Annotated in this window: 26 protein-coding genes; 9 read left to right on the top strand and 17 right to left on the bottom strand. The window is 42.9% G+C overall.

Annotated features, from left to right (window positions below):
• Positions 1 to 75 precede the first annotated feature (75 nt).
• The 3 genes from ABE021_RS02880 to rpmG form a co-directional block, all read right to left on the bottom strand.
• Positions 76 to 282 (bottom strand): YqgQ family protein, encoded by a 207-nt coding sequence (locus ABE021_RS02880; RefSeq protein WP_430286656.1) that lies wholly within the window; start codon positions 280 to 282, stop codon positions 76 to 78.
• Entirely contained in the window at positions 264 to 836 is a 573-nt protein-coding gene (locus ABE021_RS02875; protein ID WP_430286655.1) for a 5-formyltetrahydrofolate cyclo-ligase, read from the bottom strand. Before ABE021_RS02875 ends, ABE021_RS02880 begins: the two co-directional genes overlap by 19 nt.
• 62 nt (positions 837 to 898) lie before the next feature.
• The gene (rpmG, locus tag ABE021_RS02870; RefSeq protein ID WP_025784754.1) at positions 899 to 1,048 is read right to left on the bottom strand and encodes a 50S ribosomal protein L33; all 150 of its coding nucleotides are present in this window, start codon (positions 1,046 to 1,048) and stop codon (positions 899 to 901) included.
• Between the two features lie 169 nt (positions 1,049 to 1,217).
• Between rpmG and ABE021_RS02865 the strand changes: the two genes are divergently transcribed.
• Together ABE021_RS02865 and ABE021_RS02860 are read left to right on the top strand one after the other, a co-directional pair.
• Positions 1,218 to 1,577: a hypothetical protein gene (locus tag ABE021_RS02865; protein ID WP_430286654.1), complete on the top strand. Its 360-nt coding sequence runs from the start codon at positions 1,218 to 1,220 to the stop codon at positions 1,575 to 1,577.
• Positions 1,574 to 2,029 carry a hypothetical protein gene (locus tag ABE021_RS02860; protein ID WP_430286652.1) on the top strand — a complete coding sequence of 152 codons (456 nt, stop codon included), beginning with the start codon at positions 1,574 to 1,576 and terminating at the stop codon, positions 2,027 to 2,029. Before ABE021_RS02865 ends, ABE021_RS02860 begins: the two co-directional genes overlap by 4 nt.
• Before the next feature lie 33 nt (positions 2,030 to 2,062).
• Here the strand turns inward: ABE021_RS02860 and ABE021_RS02855 are convergent, their stop codons facing one another.
• From ABE021_RS02855 to ABE021_RS02840, 4 genes are all read right to left on the bottom strand, one after another.
• Positions 2,063 to 4,252: a peptidoglycan D,D-transpeptidase FtsI family protein gene (locus tag ABE021_RS02855; RefSeq protein ID WP_430286651.1), complete on the bottom strand. Its 2,190-nt coding sequence runs from the start codon at positions 4,250 to 4,252 to the stop codon at positions 2,063 to 2,065.
• A 104-nt stretch (positions 4,253 to 4,356) separates the two neighbouring features.
• Complete coding sequence (locus ABE021_RS02850) at positions 4,357 to 4,965, bottom strand: superoxide dismutase (RefSeq protein ID WP_430286650.1); 609 nt, start codon at positions 4,963 to 4,965, stop codon at positions 4,357 to 4,359.
• Positions 4,966 to 5,049: 84 nt separating this feature from the next.
• Positions 5,050 to 5,532 carry a DUF456 domain-containing protein gene (locus ABE021_RS02845; protein ID WP_430286649.1) on the bottom strand — a complete coding sequence of 161 codons (483 nt, stop codon included), beginning with the start codon at positions 5,530 to 5,532 and terminating at the stop codon, positions 5,050 to 5,052.
• Positions 5,533 to 5,548: 16 nt separating this feature from the next.
• The gene (locus ABE021_RS02840) at positions 5,549 to 7,180 is read right to left on the bottom strand and encodes a Na/Pi cotransporter family protein (protein WP_430286648.1); all 1,632 of its coding nucleotides are present in this window, start codon (positions 7,178 to 7,180) and stop codon (positions 5,549 to 5,551) included.
• A gap of 198 nt (positions 7,181 to 7,378) precedes the next feature.
• Between ABE021_RS02840 and ABE021_RS02835 the strand changes: the two genes are divergently transcribed.
• From ABE021_RS02835 to ABE021_RS02820, 4 genes are all read left to right on the top strand, one after another.
• Positions 7,379 to 7,900: a DUF1189 family protein gene (locus ABE021_RS02835; RefSeq protein ID WP_430286647.1), complete on the top strand. Its 522-nt coding sequence runs from the start codon at positions 7,379 to 7,381 to the stop codon at positions 7,898 to 7,900.
• Positions 7,901 to 7,944: 44 nt separating this feature from the next.
• Positions 7,945 to 8,280, top strand: a complete 336-nt coding sequence (locus ABE021_RS02830) for a hypothetical protein (RefSeq protein ID WP_430286646.1) — start codon at positions 7,945 to 7,947, stop codon at positions 8,278 to 8,280.
• 92 nt (positions 8,281 to 8,372) lie between these two features.
• Entirely contained in the window at positions 8,373 to 9,497 is a 1,125-nt protein-coding gene (gene ispG, locus ABE021_RS02825) for a flavodoxin-dependent (E)-4-hydroxy-3-methylbut-2-enyl-diphosphate synthase (RefSeq protein WP_430286645.1), read from the top strand.
• Positions 9,494 to 10,078 (top strand): 5' nucleotidase, NT5C type, encoded by a 585-nt coding sequence (locus ABE021_RS02820; protein ID WP_430286644.1) that lies wholly within the window; start codon positions 9,494 to 9,496, stop codon positions 10,076 to 10,078. The genes ispG and ABE021_RS02820 overlap by 4 nt, the downstream gene beginning before the upstream one ends.
• A gap of 37 nt (positions 10,079 to 10,115) precedes the next feature.
• Here ABE021_RS02820 and ABE021_RS02815 read toward each other — a convergent pair whose 3' ends face one another.
• Genes ABE021_RS02815 through ABE021_RS02805 form a run of 3 tightly spaced genes read right to left on the bottom strand, consistent with a single transcriptional unit; the run spans position 10,116 to position 12,152 of the window.
• Positions 10,116 to 10,526, bottom strand: a complete 411-nt coding sequence (locus ABE021_RS02815) for a Fur family transcriptional regulator (RefSeq protein ID WP_430286643.1) — start codon at positions 10,524 to 10,526, stop codon at positions 10,116 to 10,118.
• Positions 10,523 to 11,386, bottom strand: a complete 864-nt coding sequence (locus ABE021_RS02810; RefSeq protein ID WP_430286642.1) for a metal ABC transporter permease — start codon at positions 11,384 to 11,386, stop codon at positions 10,523 to 10,525. Before ABE021_RS02810 ends, ABE021_RS02815 begins: the two co-directional genes overlap by 4 nt.
• Complete coding sequence (locus ABE021_RS02805) at positions 11,379 to 12,152, bottom strand: metal ABC transporter ATP-binding protein (protein ID WP_430286641.1); 774 nt, start codon at positions 12,150 to 12,152, stop codon at positions 11,379 to 11,381. Before ABE021_RS02805 ends, ABE021_RS02810 begins: the two co-directional genes overlap by 8 nt.
• A gap of 159 nt (positions 12,153 to 12,311) precedes the next feature.
• On the opposite strand from ABE021_RS02805, the gene ABE021_RS02800 reads away from it, so the two are divergent.
• Positions 12,312 to 12,500, top strand: a complete 189-nt coding sequence (locus ABE021_RS02800; protein ID WP_430286640.1) for a hypothetical protein — start codon at positions 12,312 to 12,314, stop codon at positions 12,498 to 12,500.
• A gap of 99 nt (positions 12,501 to 12,599) precedes the next feature.
• Here the strand turns inward: ABE021_RS02800 and ABE021_RS02795 are convergent, their stop codons facing one another.
• Positions 12,600 to 13,502 (bottom strand): deoxyribonuclease IV, encoded by a 903-nt coding sequence (locus ABE021_RS02795; protein WP_430286965.1) that lies wholly within the window; start codon positions 13,500 to 13,502, stop codon positions 12,600 to 12,602.
• Between the two features lie 11 nt (positions 13,503 to 13,513).
• Positions 13,514 to 14,809: a DEAD/DEAH box helicase gene (locus tag ABE021_RS02790; protein ID WP_430286639.1), complete on the bottom strand. Its 1,296-nt coding sequence runs from the start codon at positions 14,807 to 14,809 to the stop codon at positions 13,514 to 13,516.
• Between the two features lie 111 nt (positions 14,810 to 14,920).
• On the opposite strand from ABE021_RS02790, the gene vrrA reads away from it, so the two are divergent.
• Together vrrA and ABE021_RS02780 are read left to right on the top strand one after the other, a co-directional pair.
• Positions 14,921 to 15,400 (top strand): VrrA/YqfQ family protein, encoded by a 480-nt coding sequence (vrrA, locus tag ABE021_RS02785; protein WP_430286638.1) that lies wholly within the window; start codon positions 14,921 to 14,923, stop codon positions 15,398 to 15,400.
• Between the two features lie 67 nt (positions 15,401 to 15,467).
• On the top strand, positions 15,468 to 16,439 hold the full coding sequence (locus ABE021_RS02780; RefSeq protein WP_430286637.1) for a 4-hydroxy-3-methylbut-2-enyl diphosphate reductase: 972 nt from the start codon (positions 15,468 to 15,470) through the stop codon (positions 16,437 to 16,439).
• A gap of 44 nt (positions 16,440 to 16,483) precedes the next feature.
• Here ABE021_RS02780 and ABE021_RS02775 read toward each other — a convergent pair whose 3' ends face one another.
• From ABE021_RS02775 to ABE021_RS02755, 5 genes are all read right to left on the bottom strand, one after another.
• Positions 16,484 to 17,293 carry a Nif3-like dinuclear metal center hexameric protein gene (locus ABE021_RS02775; RefSeq protein WP_430286636.1) on the bottom strand — a complete coding sequence of 270 codons (810 nt, stop codon included), beginning with the start codon at positions 17,291 to 17,293 and terminating at the stop codon, positions 16,484 to 16,486.
• A complete protein-coding gene (locus tag ABE021_RS02770) occupies positions 17,290 to 17,988 on the bottom strand; it encodes a tRNA (adenine(22)-N(1))-methyltransferase (RefSeq protein ID WP_430286635.1) in 699 nt (232 codons plus the stop codon). The genes ABE021_RS02775 and ABE021_RS02770 overlap by 4 nt, the downstream gene beginning before the upstream one ends.
• Before the next feature lie 142 nt (positions 17,989 to 18,130).
• Entirely contained in the window at positions 18,131 to 18,505 is a 375-nt protein-coding gene (gene cccA / locus ABE021_RS02765; protein ID WP_430286634.1) for a cytochrome c550, read from the bottom strand.
• Between the two features lie 145 nt (positions 18,506 to 18,650).
• A complete protein-coding gene (locus tag ABE021_RS02760) occupies positions 18,651 to 19,793 on the bottom strand; it encodes an acyl-CoA dehydrogenase family protein (RefSeq protein ID WP_430286633.1) in 1,143 nt (380 codons plus the stop codon).
• Positions 19,794 to 19,877: 84 nt separating this feature from the next.
• Positions 19,878 to 20,435 (bottom strand): hypothetical protein, encoded by a 558-nt coding sequence (locus ABE021_RS02755; protein WP_430286632.1) that lies wholly within the window; start codon positions 20,433 to 20,435, stop codon positions 19,878 to 19,880.
• Positions 20,436 to 20,472: the final 37 nt, after the last annotated feature.

The following is a 20,472-nucleotide window of genomic DNA, read 5'->3' as shown; positions in this document are numbered from 1 at the left end:
TATAACGTATTGAGTCACACATAAGTTTCAGTTTAACACAATTTCATCAGAATGATTTTTCAGCTTTCCAGCTGTTCACATGCACTTCGACAACTCATTCCGTATGAGTAATGATGCGCTGATATAATCTTCTTTCAATATGAGTCCATCATCATATAAATCCTTTAATTCGGACTGCATTAGCAGAATATCTGCCCTTCTGTCACCCGTATAGATATATGCGCCAAAACGTTTCATAAGTCTAATGACATCCCAAAACTCTGTTAAACCTGATTGCTGCATTGAAATTCACGCTCTTCTGTAATTATTTTTCCAACAGGCAAATCATGTTCTTCGATTGGTATTTCCTCGGCAAGCTGCAGCTCAAAAGCAAGCGATAATGTCGATCCGGAAAAAGTGTCCAGATAGCGATCGTAATAGCCGCCTCCATAGCCTATGCGATATCCATCTAAAGTGAATACAACACCCGGGACGATAACTAGATCAATATCTTTTTTTCTCACACATTCTGTAGTTAACGGATTAGGCTCTTGTAGATCCAAATAAACTGTCTCTAATTGCTCAAACGAATCAATAGACCTGAAAATCATGGTTTTATCCTTCGTATTACATTTCGGGACGACTACGTTTTTTCCTGCTTCCCAGCAAGCTTCTATAATCGTTCTCGTATCAACTTCCGTTGAACGTGATACTGTGATTGCTATAGTTTCAGCTTCTTTAAACTCTGCAGTATCAAAGAAACGCTTCCGGATACGATACGACTTATCCTTATATTCTTCATCGGACATTTCTTTTAATTTAACTAGATGATCATTTCTCAACAATTTTTTTCTCATTCACTTTCTTCCCTTCCTATTGAAAGAAAAAACCAAAACCGTAATGGTTTTGGCATGAGCAATTATTTTGTTTCACGGTGAAGCGTTTGCTTCATTTCACGTGAGCAATATTTTTTCATTTCAAGACGTTCTGGATTGTTACGCTTGTTTTTCTTTGTGATATAGTTACGCTCACCACATTCAGTGCAAGCAAGTGTAATATTTACGCGCATTGTTGTCCCTCCCACTCATCAGCGATAGTAGAGTATTTATGAGCATGATTTATACGACTTTTCTATTGTATCATAAATCCAATGATTGTCTAGCGTGAAATCAAAATTCCCTAATTGGTTTTCTATATGGTACGATTAAGTAAACTTACTAACCAAGGAGGGGGCATCTGTGTCACTGCCTATTTCCCTTATGATTATCGGGATTACTGCATTGATCGTTTCCATCTTTGCTGGAACTAAATCAAACAGTGCTCATGAGATCGAACAGGTTTCAATCAGTCTGCATCAAGAAACCAGTCATTTAAAAAAACGTTTAAAAGCACTTGAAGAAGAGCTGATGATAGATCCCACACCGATGAAACAACCCATGCGATCCATTGAGACAACAAAACCGGTGCATTCGATTATTATCAGTCAGATTACTGCGCTTCATGGACAAGGATATCCAGTTGAGGAGATTTCCAAACGTTCCTCCCTTACAGAGGATGAGGTCCGCTCTGTGCTGCGCTCGAAAGGTGTACGCATATGATTCGCCAATTCCTTCAACTGATCGGTATTGCATTCTTAACAGCTGGAGCTGTTTTGTATTTCACAACTGCACCCTTGTCATCCGAGAGCAAAGGAAACGCTCATAAGGATAAGGAGATTTCAGAACTTCAGCAACAGCTAGCAGATGTAAAAGCAGCGTTAGCGGATGCACAACGACCCTCTCAAGCTTCTGATGAGACTTCTGCGGTACCTGAATCACCTAAAAAAAGCGATCAGGTGATAAAAATGATTCTCACCCTTTCTTCTGGTGACACTTCAAAAGATGCGTCTGATTCTCTGGAAAAATCCGGAATCATTAAAAGCGCAACAGAATTCGAAAGCTATTTAACAAAGAATAATCTATCCGGTAAGATACAAATCGGAGAGCACGAAGTAGACTCTTCCATGAATTTCGCAGCTCTCGCCAAAGAACTGACAACCGTAAAGCAATAGAAAAAGACAAGCTCTTGTCTTTTTCTATTGCTTTCATTCCTTTTTGTCGGCTTCAGATTTTTCATCCGACGGTTTCTGAATAGTTGGTGTTTCTGTTGAAAAAATTTCAGCCTCAGCCCGTTTCTTCTTTAAGGCAAAGTATTCTTTCACAGCTGCTTGGGCAATATCATTGTTAGGATGCGGAGGATTCTTGTACGTCGATACGTGAGGTACAATGACTGAATAGGCAATCTCCGGGTTATCATAAGGAGCAAACCCTACATGGGTAACGGAAACTGTTTGAGTGCCCCAAAGAGACCGATCATCCCCTTCGTAATACCCTGCTTGCGCCGTCCCTGTTTTTCCTGCCGCATCGAACTCTTCACCTTTGAACAAATTATAAGCAGTTCCTTTTGGCTGATAGTACGTATAATGCATCCCTTTTTTGACCCTTTCGATTTCCTCGGGCGTATTGTCTATTCGATTTAGCACCAATGGGTCTTTTTGTTTCAGAAGAGCTCCAAATTCTTTTCCATCCGGAGAAGGTTCATAAACAGCTTTCAAAACATGCGGGGCGATTCGATACCCGCCATTTGCCACTGTAGATACGTATTGGGCGAGTTGCAATGGAGTATAAGTATCGTACTGTCCAATGGCTAAATCGAGTAATTTACCCGGTTCTTTACGATTCGGTTCAGGTGAAGAGCCTGACACTTCCCCTGGCAAGTCTATGCCTGTCTTGGTGCCAAGACCGAATGATGCATAGCCATCCCTCATTTTTGTAAATGCGTCAAAGTCGATTTTCAGGTTTCCTCCCTTGACATAATTGTAGTTGGCTATACTCATCGCAATCTTGAACATGTAAACGTTAGAAGAACGTCCAAGTGCTTCTACGTCATTGACCGCGACCCGTGAGTTTTGGTTGAAGAGTGAAGCTTTGCGTTGCTTACCTACAAAAATAGGTTCATCAATTTTTGTTTCACCTAATCGAATTGCATTATACTTATAACCCGTCAGCATCGTTGCTAGTTTAACAGTCGATCCAACTTCATATGATGTACTGAATGTGCCGAATGTGTAGTCCTGGACTGTCAGTTTTCCTGTTTCTTTGTCTTTGACAATCCGTTTGCCGACCATTGAAAGGACTTCACCTGTATTGGGGTCCATCATTACTAAAAAGGCGCGATCTAAAAACTGGGACCCCCCCATACGTTTCGCTTTCAACAAATTGTCTTCCACGATTTTCTCAAGATGGGATTGCAGTTCCGTATCCAATGTCAGCATTAGATCTTTCCCGGGTTCACCTTCTCGAACGGTCTTCGTTTCTACAACTTTCCCCGTTCTATCCTTAATATTTTTCACAACCGTTTTCTGACCCTTTAGCAAATCTTCATAATATCTTTCAATATAACTCTTTCCTACCCGATCATTCCGTGAATAGCCGCGCGCTAGGAAATAGTCCAGATCCGATTTAGGTATTCCCTCGAGAGGGCTAGTAGTTGTACCTAGTATTGCGCTGTCAGACATCTTGACACGTTCCCAGTCTGTCGTCGTATTGACACCTGGGAGTGACGCCAACTGTTCAGACACAGTGGCAAATTCACCATCTGTCACGTCTTCACTTTTAACAACTTGGGGCGTGTACGCATAACCAGACATCATTTCCCGATAAATGGCGAGAATTTCGAGCTCACGATCTGTAAATGAGTCCAGCTCTTTGTCTGTTATCCGTTCGCGAGTCATTTTAGTAATTTGCTGCTGGGCTTCTTTTTTTGTCAATGATTCGTCATTTTGAATCGCAAGCAATTCTTTTTCCGTCACTTTTTTGAGCGCTTTTTTCGGATGGAGAAGAATCCAAAAATCTTTTTTGTCTCCCAGAGTGATGCGGTTCGTCGGTTTGTCTATCAACTCCGCAAGCTTTTTTGCCGTTTTCAACATCTCTTCCGACGTTGTAGAAGTTGTTTTCGTATATGTAATTGCATTTCGCGGTTCGTTATCTACAAGCAGATGGCCACTTCGGTCAAAAATCCGTCCTCTCGGAACACTTGTGTTCACTGCGATTTCTTCTTTACGTTCTAACTCAGTTTTATAATCTTCCCCTTTAACAATCTGCAAATATCCCAAACGGAAAATTAACAACGAAAACAAAACGAAGATAGAAAAGAATAAAAAGTTCATTCTGAAGGAAGTCAATTTGCGCTGACGTACTTTTGCTTGATCGACTTTACGCTGATTTTTCCTCACTTTTCCCCCTCCTTACTTAAATGCATATCAATGAATTATAGCATTAAAAAAATGAAAAGCACACATCTTGACGAACAAGATGTGTGCTTGGTTGCATCAATCAATTACTTATTTTCTGTGTAAAGCTTTTGTACTTCGTCCCAGTTCACTACATTCCAAAATGCAGAAATGTAATCTGGACGGCGATTTTGGTAGTTCAAGTAGTATGCATGCTCCCAAACATCAAGTCCTAGTAATGGAGTCTTGCCTTCCATCAATGGATTATCCTGGTTTGGTGTAGACATGATTGAAAGTTCGCCATTATCAAGAACGAGCCATGCCCATCCTGAACCGAAACGAGTTTTTGCAGCATTTGCAAACTCTTCCTTGAAATTGTCAAAGCTTCCGAACTTCTTGTCTATCGCATCAGCTAGAGTACCGGCTGGAGCTCCTCCGCCATTTGGTGAGAGAAGTGTCCAGAATAAGGAATGGTTCGCATGACCTCCGCCATTATTGCGAACTGCAGTACGGATATCTTCAGGGACTGCATTCAAATCAGAGATAAGGTCTTCTACGGATTTCGCAGCAAGATCAGCATGTCCTTCCAACGCATTATTCACATTGGTAACGTACGTATTATGATGCTTCGTGTGGTGGATCTCCATCGTTTCTTTGTCGATGTGCGGTTCTAGAGCATCATATGCATAAGGCAATTCAGGTAATTTATAAGCCATTTCCAATTCCTCCTTGAATGATAGAAATCTTTCCTACACTCCAAGGGTATCAAACTTCCCATAGGCATTCAATTATCTTGTCTTTTATGTGACGAAGAAAATGAAAATTCCAATCATGATGATCATTATGACCGCTTTGACAACTACTGATGTGAGAAAACCGATTAACGAACCCGCTCCGGAGCGCAAAGCTTGTTTGAAACCGGCACGGGTAACGAGTAATTCAGCTATTATAGCTCCCAGGAAAGGGCCGATTAAAATACCTGCGACTGGTATGACAAAAGGTCCGAAAAGAAGACCTATCGTACTGCCCCATCCTCCAGCATTGGAACCTCCGAAACGTTTGATGCCGAAAAGATTTGCAGCGGTGTCCGCACCGAAAAGCAGAATGGTGAAGAGGAGCTGGATGATCCAAAACAGCCACCCCATCGAATCGAATGTATCGAGTAGACCATAAAGCAAGAATCCTCCAATTATGAAAAGGACAGAAGGGATGACCGGATAGACCAACCCTATAAAAGCAACAGCGAAAAACAAGACCGCTGCAATCCACGCAAGCCATTCCATCCGATATCCCCCTCCCTTATGCCCGTTTTCCTAATACAGCTTCTGCGATATTAACAGCATGGTCTCCGATCCGCTCCAAATTGGAAACGATATCGACAAAAACAATACCTGCTTGAGCAGTACAGCTTCCTTCATTCAAACGGATAATATGGCTTTTCCTGCATTTACGTTCCATTTTATCGATCAATTCTTCTTGTTTAGCGACAGTGCGAGCAAGTTCCCAATCATTCGTATCCAAGGAATCCACCGCTTTCTGTACAGTTCCAATAGTCAACGCAAACATTTCCGATAATTCTTCCATGGCATCCTCGGAAAGCTTCACTTTGTTCACTTCCCTAAAGTCGATCAGTTCAATGATATTTTCAAAATGATCACCGATTCGCTCAATGTCTCGGACAGTATCCATCAACATGACGTGCCGAACAGATTCAACCGGTGATATGTTGACGGCAGAAATTTCAACTAGATAATCCGTGATTTTACGGTCCAGATTATTGATGGCATCTTCTATTTGATAAGCAGTTTCTGCATGATTTTTCTTACTGCTCTTCAAGTATTCGAAAGTTTGTTCCAATCCTTGGACAGCAAACGACCCCATGCGGATAATCTCCTCTTTTGCTTGTCCGATAGCAACAGCTGGGGATTGATGGATGAAATGCCGATCCAAATGCTTTGGATTATACTCAATTGTCACATCTTCACCCGGTATCAATTTCGTTACAAAATAGGCCCAAGCCCCGATCAATGGAAATTGAATAATGGTGTTCACAACGTTGAAAGAGCCATGCGCAAATGCAATCTGCATTTTCTTATCAAGTCCGAGTGTACCTGTTATCCATTCCACATACGCAGTGAAAGGGATGAGTAGAATCATGAATATGACTGCTCCCACAATATTGAACAAAACATGAGTTGCAGCTGCTCTGCGGGCAGCAACAGATGCACCGATTGCCGCTAATATCGCTGTAATTGTCGTTCCGATATTGTCCCCAAACAAAACTGGTAAAGCAGCTTTCAAATCGATCAGATTCTCTGCATACAAACCTTGTAAAATACCTACAGTAGCACTTGAACTCTGGACGATCAATGTAAATACTGTACCCGCAACCACCCCGAGCATCGGGTGATCAGCCATCGAAACAGTCAAATCAGTAAACGACTCAAGTGTCCTTAAAGGTTTCATCCCGTCACTCATGAGCTCTAGACCCAGGAACAACCCTCCAAACCCGAATATGACCTCGCCAATATGTTTCACAGTCATTTTCTGAATGAAGAAAATCATGAATGCACCCACTGCCATGATCGGCAGCGCATATGCTCCAACATCCAGACCTATGATGAATGCGGTAACGGTTGTACCGATGTTGGCACCCATTATAACCCCGATCGCTTGTCTCAGTTTCATGAAACCGGCACTCACAAGTCCAACAGTAATAACAGTCGTACCTGAACTGGACTGTATGAGAACTGTTACGATAATACCGACTAGCACACCCATGAACGGGTTCGTTGTAAATCGATCTAAAATGGAACGCAGTCTGTCTCCAGCTACTTTCTGAAGACCATCCCCCATGTATTTAATGGCGAAAAGAAAAATACCGAGCCCGCCAAGAAATTGAAACGCCACTTCCTGCCAATTGATATCCATGTAATGTGCAACCTCCAATAGCGATATGTATACCTTCCCATTATTGTCGCCGATTTCTCATATGTAAAGAGACAACGGTCAATCTTTACAATCCCTTAACAATTGGAATGCTAAAAGTGAGGGATGTTGTGACAATTCCTACCCAATTACATGCAACCGATGATAAACTAACGGTATGCTTAGAAAGGAGTCATCATCTTGAAATACTCACAATTGTTCATCGCTTCCATTCACGAGCCAAAAAAACTCGCAGCTTTCCGATTGCTCCCTATCGGAAAAGTCTTTCAATACGTGTTTCTTTTTGTCATCCTTTCGACTCTGGTTTCCTTTCTACGTTTCCTGAAAGGTGATATCGATTTGTTCGGAACATCACAAGAGCTGGTCGAATACGCCGAGACTGTCGGCAGTTTACTCTATCCGATGGCCTTTGTCCTTCAGCTTGTCATCAGTACGTTCTATTTATTCATCCGGATTAGCTTCTTCGGACTTATAGGGCTTGGTCTGCTTAAACTTCTCAAGCGCCGCGGAGAATACAGACATATATGGCGCACGTCAGCCATCTCAATTACTGTTCCTATTTTAGTTTCTTTGATTTTAGATGTCGCCCATGTCGAGAACTCTTTCAATTTCCCTATTTCGGCCGCTCTTCATATCGTCTACTTACATTTGGCTGCAAAGTACTATCCAAAACAGCCGTCAGCTAAAATCATTCGTGCATAATTCCCTCTCTTCCTGCATATCGTGAGCGAAGGGAGGCTTTACTAATGAGACTACTAGTTACCGCACTCGCCGTATTCGCACTTATTCATATGCTAAAAAGTGATTTGACAGAAGGTACGATTCAACTTGCAGCCTTCGCTTCAGACGAGCCCGCTTGCCAAGATGTGGACAAGCCTATATCGATTGTTGTCACAACGGTGCAAGGCGATACGATCGAATCGCTATTCGCACTCTATCCTGATCCCAGTATCCCTTTCATCGACCGTCTGACAGCTTTTTACGGACTGAACCCCCATTTGCAACTTCAGGGCATCGTTGGCGGCGAACAGATTGAAATCCCACTTAGTAGTGAAACCGTCACATTTTGCTCGAAACAATAGAGTGCGGAGGGCAGTTCCTTGTCTTTTTAGCACAATGATTGATAAAATGTACATTAGTAAACAGTAGTAATTCGAAGTAAGGAGAGAAAATAATGACTGAAATGATACATCGATCCAACACTCGTCCTGTTAAAGTCGGGAATCTGACAATTGGAGGGAGTAACGAATTATTCATCCAAAGTATGACAACCACTAAAACACATGATGTGGAAGCGACTGTGGCGGAGATTAAGCGCCTTGAAGAGGCAGGTGTCCAGATTGTTCGTGTCGCTTGTCCGGATGAGCGTGCAGCGTATTCAATCGGCGCAATTAAAGCACAGATTAACATACCACTCGTCGTCGATATTCACTTTAATTATAAACTGGCACTTATCGCGATTGAACAAGGTGCTGATAAGATTCGTATTAACCCCGGCAATATCGGAAAGCAATCGAAAGTCGAAGCTGTGGTCAATGCAGCTAAGGCAAAAGGGATTCCTATCCGGATCGGCGTTAACGCTGGATCACTTGAGAAGAAGATCCTTGAGAAGTATGGTTATCCTACAGCGGATGGTATGGTCGAAAGTGCACTGCATCATATTAAGATCCTTGAAGATCTCGATTTCCATGACATCATTGTGTCATTGAAAGCTTCCGACGTGAACTTGGCAATCGAAGCCTACAAAAAAGCGGCAGCCGCATTCGATTACCCTCTTCACCTCGGCATAACTGAGTCGGGTACACTATTTACAGGCTCCATTAAGAGCTCTGCAGGTCTCGGTGCGTTACTATCCGCAGGTATTGGAAACACGATGCGCGTCTCATTGAGTGCGGACCCTGTGCAAGAAGTGAAAGTGGCGCGTGAGCTTTTGAAAGTATTCGGACTTTCATCGAATGCAGCCACTCTCATTTCATGTCCGACGTGTGGCCGCATCGAAATTGACTTGATATCGATTGCAAACGAAGTGGAAGAATACATTTCACACATTAAAGCACCGCTTAAAGTCGCCGTTCTAGGATGTGCGGTAAACGGTCCAGGTGAGGCAAGAGAAGCGGATATAGGGATTGCAGGAGCTCGCGGGGAAGGTCTCCTCTTCATGCACGGAAAAACGGTGCGGAAAGTTCCTGAAGAGACAATGGTCGAGGAATTGAAGATGGAAATCGATAAACTTGCGGAAGAGTACTTCGAGAAAAAGAGACAAGAAGAACTGCTCGCTGAAAGCGGCGCTTCCAATTGACAAAATATCGTTTCGGCATCGATATCGACGGAACGGTAACGACCCTTTCTTCTCTTCTTCCGCATATTAACAAGAAGTTCGGATGCGAGCTCGTTTTAGAGGATATTAAAGAATATGATCTGACAACTGCTTTCGATGTCGATCCTACAGAATTTCACAAGTGGTATAAAGAAGCCGAATCAGAGATTTGTCTGACATCCTCGATCCAAGAACAAGCGAAACAATTTTTGTTGGATTGGCAGAAACAGCAAGCAGAGCTATATTACATCTCTGCCCGCGGGTCTGAAGTGATGGATGCTACAATGGAATGGTTCGAACGTGAGCAGCTCCCTTTTGACCATGTTGAATTGATCGGCAGTCATCGTAAAATTGAAACAGCACGCAAATTTGGTACTCACGTGTTTTTTGAAGACAAACACGATAATGCCGTCGACCTCCATGAAGAGCTCGACATTCCTGTTATTCTTTTTGATACTCCATATAATCGGAATCCAATTCCAAAAGGCGTTATCCGAGTCAATAACTGGAATGAGGCCAATGAGTGGATCCAATATAACTTCTTTACAACATCAGTGAAATAGAAAAGGAAAGGCTCCTAAACTTGAGCCTTTCCTTTTTTTACTGGCATTGAGGACATTTTCCATAAACTTCGAATTTGTGCCCTTGTATTTCCACACCAGGCAGGTTAACCACAATATGATCCATTGGACAAGAAGGGATATGTTTTGTTTTCCCGCATACAGTACAAATGAAGTGATGATGATGAACGCCAGGATCACAGTGCATGCGATATTGCCGTTCCCCATTCAGATCGGTTTCTTCCAGAATTCCAAGCTCTGCAAAAGTGGATAAGTTCCTGTAAATTGTATCGAAGCTTACTCCAGGATTGTCTTTTTTCAGAAATTCACCAACGTCCATAGCAGCCGTATATCCATCACGTTCTGCTAGAAAATCCAAAATCGCTTCCCTGTTCTTCGTCCGTTTGAAAGAATGTTCTTTTAACGTATCCCATGCTTTTTCAACATTCACAGCACTTCCCCCCTTCTTCTCACAGTACCTTTTCCTGTCAACCGTTTCCCCATTAACACGAATAGCAAAATGACAATGGCAGTTACAACAATCGTCCCCCCTGGTGCGATATCCAAGTGATACGCAGCAAACAGACCAGCGATAACAGAGACTTCTCCAAACAGAACGGATAGCATCATAGCAGATTTAAAACTTTTTGCTATTTGAATCGCAGCAGCAACCGGAAGCGTCATGAGTGATGATACGAGTAGAATCCCTACAATCCGCATAGAGGCCCCGATCACTAATGCAGTAAGTACCATGAAGAGCATTTGGATCCAGCGGCCTTTGATACCCGATGCGTTTGAATAATCCGCATCAAACGATAGCGTGAAAAGTTCTTTATAAAACAAATAAATGAAACCAAACACAGCAATTGCAAGAATTGCTACGACTAATAAATCCTGTCTGCTAACTGCGGATACCGAACCGAACAAATAGCCGACTAAATCCGACCCGAATCCTTTTGCCAGTGAAATGAAAATAGCACCGAATCCGATTCCTGCAGAGAGGATAATCGGAATCGCAAGCTCTTCAAAATTCCGATAGACCCTTCTTAACCGTTCGATTAACAAAGAGCCGCCTACTGCAGCCGCCATTCCTAGGTAAATCGGATTGAGGCCCGCGAAAAACAACACTTGCTGACTCAAATACAGGCTGCCTGCAATCCCAGCAAGCGAAACATGGCTTAGTGCATCTGCAATCAAGGCGAGACGCCTCACAACAATGAAAAGTCCAAGCATCGGCGCAATCACTCCGATTATTAAACCCGAAAAGAATGCATTTTGGAGAAATTCATAAGAAAGTAATGCATTAATCATTTGAAGGTGCCCCTTCCTTCTGATGAACGAGACGGACAGAATGGCCATACCAGCGTGATAGGTCATAATCATTCAGTTTCGCAAAATCTCTTCTTCCTCCGTGGAAATGCATTGTCCGATTCAAACAAGCAACGTGTGATGCGAGATCTGTGACAAGGTCAATTTCATGGGAAACTAAAATAATCGCTATGCCATTGTCACGATTCAGTTTTTCGAGCATAGAATAGAAAGAAGCCGAGTTTTGCTGGTCCACTCCGACAGTCGGTTCGTCCATAATGAGCAGATCCGGCTTTGCCGCGAGTGCTCGCGCAATGAAGACGCGTTGTTGCTGTCCTCCAGAAAGCTCACCAATATTACGATCAGCGAATTTTTCCATACCTACTTCATGAAGTGCATTCATAGCAGCTTCGGTATCCTCTTTTGAAAACCGCTTGAACAATCCTGTCTTTTTCGTCAAGCCACTTCTTACAACTTCAAGAACCGTTGCAGGAAATCCGCTATTGAAGGAATTCGATTTTTGAGAAACGTACCCAATCCGTTCTTTATGACTGACAGACGAAATCGGCTCGCCAAATAGTTCCACTGATCCAGTATCCGGCTTTAACAATCCTAAAAGAATGTTAATAAGGGTCGATTTCCCAGAACCATTCGGACCAATAAGTGCCCAGAATTCACCTGGTTTTACGGTCAAGGTGATATCTTTCAACACAGTTGAATTTCCATAATTAAAAGCTACATTCTTTAATTCCACTAGATTTCCTTGCATACGATCATCCTTTGGTTAATAGTAATGATTACGATTCACTCAAATGATTATAAACCAAATGCCCCGCGCTTACAAATCTAAAGAAAGCTAGGTGATAAGTTGGATTACACACGATTGCTCCTGGAGATGAAAAAAAGAAGCGATGATGAGATGTTGAAAATGTCTAAATCTTATGGATTAGACTTCACCGTCGAGGAAATCGGACTATTAAGGCCATTGTTGGATGAAATTTCAATGCATTGGATTTTGACAGGGGTCCCTGAAAGTTTCATTTCAAAAGTGGAACGGATTCTAGGTCAGAAAAGAACGAATCAGTTGTTGGAAGATTACTTGAATATGCGTAAGTAGGAAAAGGCTATCGAGCAGACCCGCTGCTCGACAGCCTTTTTCATATAATACTAGAATGCCGGATTGTATTAACTTGAGAGAAAAGCATTTACACAGATATTATTCGTTCGTCACTTCGTTTAATAATGCGTCCCGGTATTTGGTAGTGAACTCGCCATTTTTCAGCATCATGATTTCTTCTTTGTATGGCGCGGTTTTGTTTTTCTTATCCGTTCCAATGAATGGTGTTTCCAATATCTTTGGAACGTTCACGAAAGACGGATGATGAACAATGTAGTGTAATGGTTCAAAACCGATATTTCCGAATCCGATATTTTCGTGCCGGTCTTTTCCTGCTCCACGAACATTCTTACTGTCATTGACGTGGATGACGGAAATTCGGTCTCTGCCTATGAAGTGATCAAATTCTTCCAAAACACCTTCGAAATCGTTCACGATATCATATCCAGCATCATGGACGTGGCACGTATCAAAACACACAGAAAGGCGATCATTGTTTTGAACACCATCAAAAATCTTCGCAAGTTCTTCAAAGTTTCTTCCACACTCAGTTCCTTTACCTGCCATTGTTTCCAAGGCAATCCGGACATCTGCGTCTTCAGTTAAAACTTCATTCAACCCTTCAATGATTTTTGCAATTCCCTTATCTGTGCCTTCACCTATGTGCGCTCCCGGATGCAAAACAATCTGATTTGCACCAAGAGCTTCCGTGCGTCGGATCTCTTCTTGCAAAAAGTCTACACCCAATCTGAACGTTTCAGGCTTCACGGTGTTAGCGATATTAATGATATACGGTGCATGGACCACCATAGAGGATAATCCATTTGCTTTCATATGGGCTTGTCCAGCAGCAATGTTCAAGTCTTCTATTGCTTTACGTCGTGTGTTTTGCGGAGCCCCTGTATAGATCATGAATGTTGAAGCCCCAAATTCGGCAGCATCTTTACTAGAACCAAGTAACATGCCCTTACCACTCATGGATACGTGGGATCCGAGTAAAATAGATTGTCCACTCATTTTTTCTTAGTCATTCTCCTTTCACGTTTCTTAAAGCGATCCACTTCTTTAGCTCTTTTCTTTTTATAACCCGGTTTCACTTTTGTCGGTTTTCGGATTAAAGAAGCAGCTTTCTTGTCGATTTCGTCCTGTTCTTTTGGACGATTTTTTCTGGAGTGACGGTCTTTCAGCTGGCTCCATTCTCCATTTTTCACATCTTCATGTACAAACGGAATGCCCATTTTCTCAATCTTGACAATGGCATCGTCTTCGGAGGGATCAAATAACGTGATGGCGACCCCTTCCAATCCAGCACGTGCTGTACGTCCCACACGGTGTATATAGAACTCAAGATCCTCAGGAAGCTCATAATTGATGACATGACTCACCCCAGGGATATCGATACCCCGTGCCGCTAAGTCTGTCGCTACGATGAACTGGTACTCCAAGTCACGTATTTGCTTCATCATACGGGTTCGTTCCCGAGCATTCAGATCTCCGTGGATTTTCCCGGTCTTAATACCTTGTGCAGCTAGATAACCTGCAAGTTCATCTGCGTTCTGTTTTGTATTGGTAAAAATGATTGCCAAATATGGGTTGATCGCCTGTATGACATTCAAAAGTTTCTTTTTACGATCCATTCCTCGGACTGGAACGAGTGAATAGTGCATGCCTTCTGTCAACGGCTTCTTCGTCCCCAGTTGAATATGAACAGGCGAGTTCATATATTTTGCAAGAAACGGCTTCAGTTTTTCTGGTATTGTCGCAGAGAATACATACATTTCCAAATCACTTGGCATTTTCCCTGCAAACTGGTCGATGTCTTCAATGAAGCCCATATCGAATGCAAGATCCGCTTCATCGATGACGAGGATGCGTGCTGTATGAATCGATAACGCTCCTGTATCCGACATATCCCGGATACGTCCAGGTGTGCCGACGATTAAATGAGGATTTGATTTCAATTTATCGGCAGAACGCTTTTTATCTGTCCCGCCAATCAATAGACTTGAGCGGACTTCTGAAGAATCGGTGAGCTTTTTCAATTCATCAAACAATTGGATAGCAAGCTCTCTGGTAGGAGCTGTGATCACTGCTTGGAGCTCATCTGTATCAGCATTGATACGTTGTAAAATCGGAATCAAGAAGCTGTGTGACTTCCCTGTTCCTGTATGTGCTTGTCCGATTGCACTCTGACCTCTTAAAATGAGCGGAATCATTTCCTTTTGGATGGGGGTCGGGCTCGTGAAGCCCATTTGTTCTATCGCTTCTCGAAGAAACGGCTTAAATTGGTAATCAGTATATCTAGACATGTTCGTGTCCTCCTATTCATTCCTTCATTGTAGCACGAAACTGTACCGCTGGTTGTTTTTTTCGCATAGGATACATTATAGACAAAGTACTCTTTGGGAAAGGAGATAATTATGAGATATCAATCTTTTTATCCATTTGCTAATCAGCAGCGTCAAACCCCTGCTGGCCAACAGATGTTCCGCGGAAACATTCAGCAGGCAAATCCCTTTATGCAGGGACCTTCGATACCATTTCCACAAAGCCAAGCGAATCAGCAGCCCTCCCCATTTGGTATGAATCCAGGGTTTGGCGATCAGCAGCAAGCACAAGGTGGCTCACCTGCAGGTGCTGGTCTTTCAAAACCAGAAATGTATATGGAAACCGCTAATCGACTGATGTCGACTGTGCAACAATATGCACCTATCGTACAACAGTTTGCACCAATGATTCAAAATATACCCGCTATGTGGAAATTATATCGTGGATTCCAATCCCTCCCGGATGCAGGGGCAGCAGGAGCATCTGTGGCAGCTACTGCCGCACGCGGAGCAGCACCTGTCACCTCGGGACCATTGCCGTCTGTTCCTAAAGTGTTCCAGCCGCCAATCTAAGATTTTGTACCTTTAAGCTAACTCAGCTATAATGGAGGTAGATCCCTTTAGAGGAGTGAGCTTAATAATGGAAGTAATGAAGATATCCCCGCGAGGTTATTGTTACGGGGTCGTCGATGCAATGGTGATTGCTAGGAATGCGGCACTCGACGAATCATTGCCGAGACCGATTTATATATTGGGCATGATCGTACACAACAAGCATGTGACGGATGCATTCGAGGAAGATGGCATCATCACATTAGAAGGAAATAATCGTCTCGAGATTCTGAACAAAGTCGAAACGGGTACTGTGATCTTTACAGCACATGGTGTCTCACCTGAAGTACGTGAACTTGCGCGTAAAAAAGGGCTGGTTTCTATCGATGCCACATGTCCCGATGTAACGGTCACACATGACCTGATTCGCGAGAAGACGGCTGAAGGCTACGATATCATCTATATCGGTAAAGCACATCATCCTGAGCCAGAAGGCGCTCTTGGTGTAGCACCTGGAAGGGTCCATTTAGTGGAGAATTCCAAGGATATTGAGCAATTGACACTTCATAACGACAAATTGCTTGTCACAAATCAGACAACTATGAGTCAGTGGGATGTCGTCCATCTTATGGAAGACTTGAAAAAGAAATACCCACAAATCGAAGTTCATAAAGAAATTTGCATGGCGACGCAAGTCAGACAAGAAGCAGTTGCTGAGCAAGCGGGCGAAGCGGATTTGCTCATTGTCGTGGGTGACCCGAAGAGCAATAACTCCAATCGTTTGACTCAAGTTTCTGTTGAAATCGCCAATACTCCATCCTATCGAATTTCAGATGTCTCTGAAATCGAGTTGAGTTGGTTGGAGGGAGTCGAGCGTGTAGCCGTCACCGCCGGCGCATCCACTCCTACATTAATCGTTCGCGAAGTGATCGAATTCCTGACCAAGTTCGATCCAGCTGATCCGTCAACACATATTGCAGAGCGCAAATTCGATTTGAATCGACTGTTACCGAAGATTAAAAAACCGATGCCTGTCACTAGAATCGAACCTTATGTTTAAATGAGGAAATCCCCCACTTCTCACAAGAGAAACTGGGGGATTTTTCAAATGAAGGTGAACGGCTCGGTATTTATTCGGGATTGTATAAAGGTTACATTATAGAGATGTTCTTCGCATAATGCCGTCATATGTTCTGCAACACCTTGAATCATCACTTTTTCAACATTATGCCCAGGGTCTACAACACACAAGTCAATTGCTTCAGCATCCTGGGCGACATGGTAATACAAATCACCTGTAACGAATACATCAGCTCCAGCACGCTTAGCGGCGTAGATATATTTGTTGCCATCGCCACCCAAGACTCCCACTTTTTGAATGAGCCGATCCTTATCTCCCACCATTCGGACTGCAGGTACTTCTAATTTCTCTTTCACAAAGCCCGCAAACTGTTCGAGTGTCATACTGGAAGATAACAAGCCCACTCTTCCCAATCCATACTCCTGCTCAGACTCGCCAGAGGTACGTTCAATTAATTTCAATTGAGTGAGTCCTAGTCTTGAAGCCAGCAGATCATTCACCCCGCCACTTGCAATGTCCAAGTTCGTGTGAGCAGCATAAACGGACAAATCGTTTTTTATGCATTTCTCAATCATTCGTCCTTGAGGGGTATCCGTTAAAATATGCTTTACTGGTCTAAACAACGGGGGATGGTGGGCGATGATAAGGGTTGCACCCCGTTCAATCGCTTCGTCGACCACCGCTTCGTTCACATCTAACGTAACTAAGACTGTATCAACCGGACGATTCAACTGACCAATATGCAAACCGACGGGATCCCCTTCCATTGCAAATTTTTTCGGCGACCACTCTTCAAATAACCGGATGATTTCATGACCATTCACGTTTTTCATGACTTCAACACCCTTTCAATCATTTCCTTCGTATCCATCAATTGCTGGCGTTTCGCTTTCGCTTCTTCGGATTGGGCCGTTTCTGTCAACAGTTGAATCACCCGTTCGATCTCATTGAGCTCCCCTTGCCACTTCTCTTGAAAAGCCGGAGAACGTTCTTGTAAAAGAATCGGACCCATTAGTAACTCTTCAGGGCGATAAGTTCGGTCTCCTCGTTCCAGCACTAGAACTTCATAGATTTTATGATCTTCTTTTAGAATCGCTTCATTCACGATTTTCCATGAATGGCTGACTGCCCAGTCACGTACTGCCTTTGCATGTATATTCGGCTGCACAATGATACGATTAACTCCAGCTAATCTTTCCGGATCACTCTCTAAAATTGTGGCAATCAGGGAGCCGCCCATCCCAGCAATGGTCACATTCTCGACTCCATCTTCAGGTGAAATGGCTTGGAGCCCATTTGCGAGCCGTACGACGATCTTATTTGTTAAACCCTCTTTCGCAACGTTTCGTTTGGCCGACTCAAATGGACCTTTTACTACTTCGCCCGCAATCGCTCGGGAAATTTGACCTTTTTGGACCAACCAACACGGTAAGTAAGCGTGGTCACTACCGATATCTGCAAGGACTGTTCCTTGTTCAGCAAATGATGCGACCAATCGCAATCGCTCTGATAATTTTTTTGCGTTCACTTTTTGTTCCACCTTTCAGCAGACGTAGACACAACCGTCGACTTCTTCCTTTCATCTTATCGAAAACCGGGCTTTTTTGCACGCATCAACAAAAGAGCAATCAGGCAGCGGAGTTCCGCCACTCTGATTGCTCTCTAGATTATCATTTTAGGGTTAGAATGTACTCGACCATTGCATCGATGTTCTCATCCGGGATGAGTCCACCAGGCATGCCGCCTTTACCATTCTTGATGATTTCGTGAAGTTCTTTAGCATCTTTGTCTTCACCGTGAAGGCTTGGACCAACTGCACCTTCTAGATCTCCACCGTGACATCCGATACATTTCTGCTGAGCAACAGCTTCAGGATCGAATTCAGCAGATGCGCCTTCATCTTCTTTCTTACCTTCTTCAGTTGCTTCGCCATCAGCATCGGCAATTTCTTTCTTCTGATCAATACCATAAAGGGACATGAAGAAAATGAGTCCGATTCCTAGGGCGAAAATCAAAATATAAGGAATAACAGGATTTTTACTCAACGAACTTAACCTCCTTCACCAGAAACTATTCTGTAGTATATAGTGCACATATCTTATTGTACTGTATTACGGCTAAAATCGAAAGACTTATCAATAGACTTTTCTCTTTTGTGACATTTTGGACATACTTTGTGAACTTTTTTCATTAACACCCGATTTGCCTAGCAATGACCATATGCTGAACTTCAGAAGTGCCTTCACCAATTTCCAATAACTTTGCATCCCGCATATATCTTTCTACTTCGTATTCACGCATATACCCATAACCGCCATGAATTTGAATGGCTTCATCCGCAACTTCCATTGCCATCTCGGATGCATACAATTTACACATCGCAGCTTCTTTTGTAAATGGCTTTCCTTCGTCTTTCAACCAAGCCGCTTTGTACACCATGTTTCTCGCAAGCTCAATTTTCAGTGCCATAGCTGCTAGTTTGAATTGTGTCACTTGGAACTCGGATAGTGACTTACCAAACTGTTTGCGTTCTTTTGCATATTGCATGGCGCGATCATACGCTGCTTGTGCAATACCCACCGCCATGGCTCCGATTCCAATTCGTCCACCATCTAATGTGACTAAAAACTGTCGGAATCCATTTCCTTTTGTTCCAAGCAGATTCTCCTCAGGCACTTGTACGTTCTCCATGATTAGTTCTGTCGTATTGGAAGCATGTAATCCCATCTTTTCATAGTTATCAATCACTTTGAACCCTTCTGCATCAGTAGGAACGATAATTGCACTGATTTCCTTTCCGCCTCTTTCCGTCTTGCCTGTAATCGCGGTAAGCGCAAGATTTTTTGCATAACTGGCATTGGTTATATATACTTTTGAACCATTGATCGTATAGGTTCCCTCTTCAAGTTTAGCTGTTGTTTGAGTACCCCCCGCGTCTGATCCTGCATTCGGTTCTGTCAGGCCGAACGCACCAAATGAGGTTCCTTCACAGATGGGGCGTAAATATTTCTGTTTTTGTTCCTCTGTCCCGAATAGGCTAAGAGGCGCTCCACCAAGTGAAATATGAGCTGAATAAGTAATCCCGGTGGATGCACAAGCCCGGCTCAACTCTTCCGTTACGATAGCAAAACTGATTGTGTCCGCCCCTGCCCCTCCATACTCTTCTGAAAACGGAAGCCCCATCATCCCCATTTCAGAAAGCTGCTGGAAAATTTCGATAGGAAACTCATTTGTTCGATCCCGGTCGATTGCACCTGGTGCGACAACTTCGTTAGCGAACTCCCGAATTGTCCGATGTATCATTTGTTGTTCCGAAGTTAAATTGAAATCCATTATGACATCCCCTTTTTTGTGAACGCTTACAAATCTCATTATACAGAATTAGCCGATAGTTTGATAGAAAAAAAGGATTTTCACTCAAAATGATATGAGCAAAAATCCGATAATCATCAATAATCCTGCAGCACCAGATATTGTAAAATACAAAAGTTTGAGCAAACGGCCGGCAAACAGCCAAAGAATACTGTTCAGCATAAGTATACCTAATAACAACATCGTTTCACTTTCGAAGAAAGTAAACCATACTTTAAGTGAGATCCCAAGTAACATGAAAGCTGCAATAATATAAGTAAAAGGAATAAGCGCGGAACGTACAGATGGACTGAAAATAACCTTAGCAAGTAAACCGATAACAAATACGGAAGCAACCGCAATCATAATTATAGGATAATTGCCAACTGCAAACATCATAGCAGAAAGCCCGGCTGCTAAAAGTATTAACAGGATCATTCTCTTCATGACAGATGAACTCTCTTTTTCCAAGATGGCTTTTTCAATAGTTTCATTCGCTGCTGCGTCTGCATCCCCTTGAGCATATAAAGTAATCAGGAAATCACAATAATGCTCTGGTAACAGTCGATTTTTTTTCCAATAATGTATTTCCGACATAATGATTCGTTTACGCTGTACATTCATAAACGTACTCTCCTTCTACTGAAAAAAGACACCGGCA

This window comes from Sporosarcina gallistercoris (assembly GCF_050459885.1).
Lineage (GTDB): Bacteria > Bacillota > Bacilli > Bacillales_A > Planococcaceae > Sporosarcina > Sporosarcina gallistercoris_A.
Note: the sequence above shows the minus strand (reverse complement) of the source record. Positions and strands in the feature narration are given on the sequence as shown.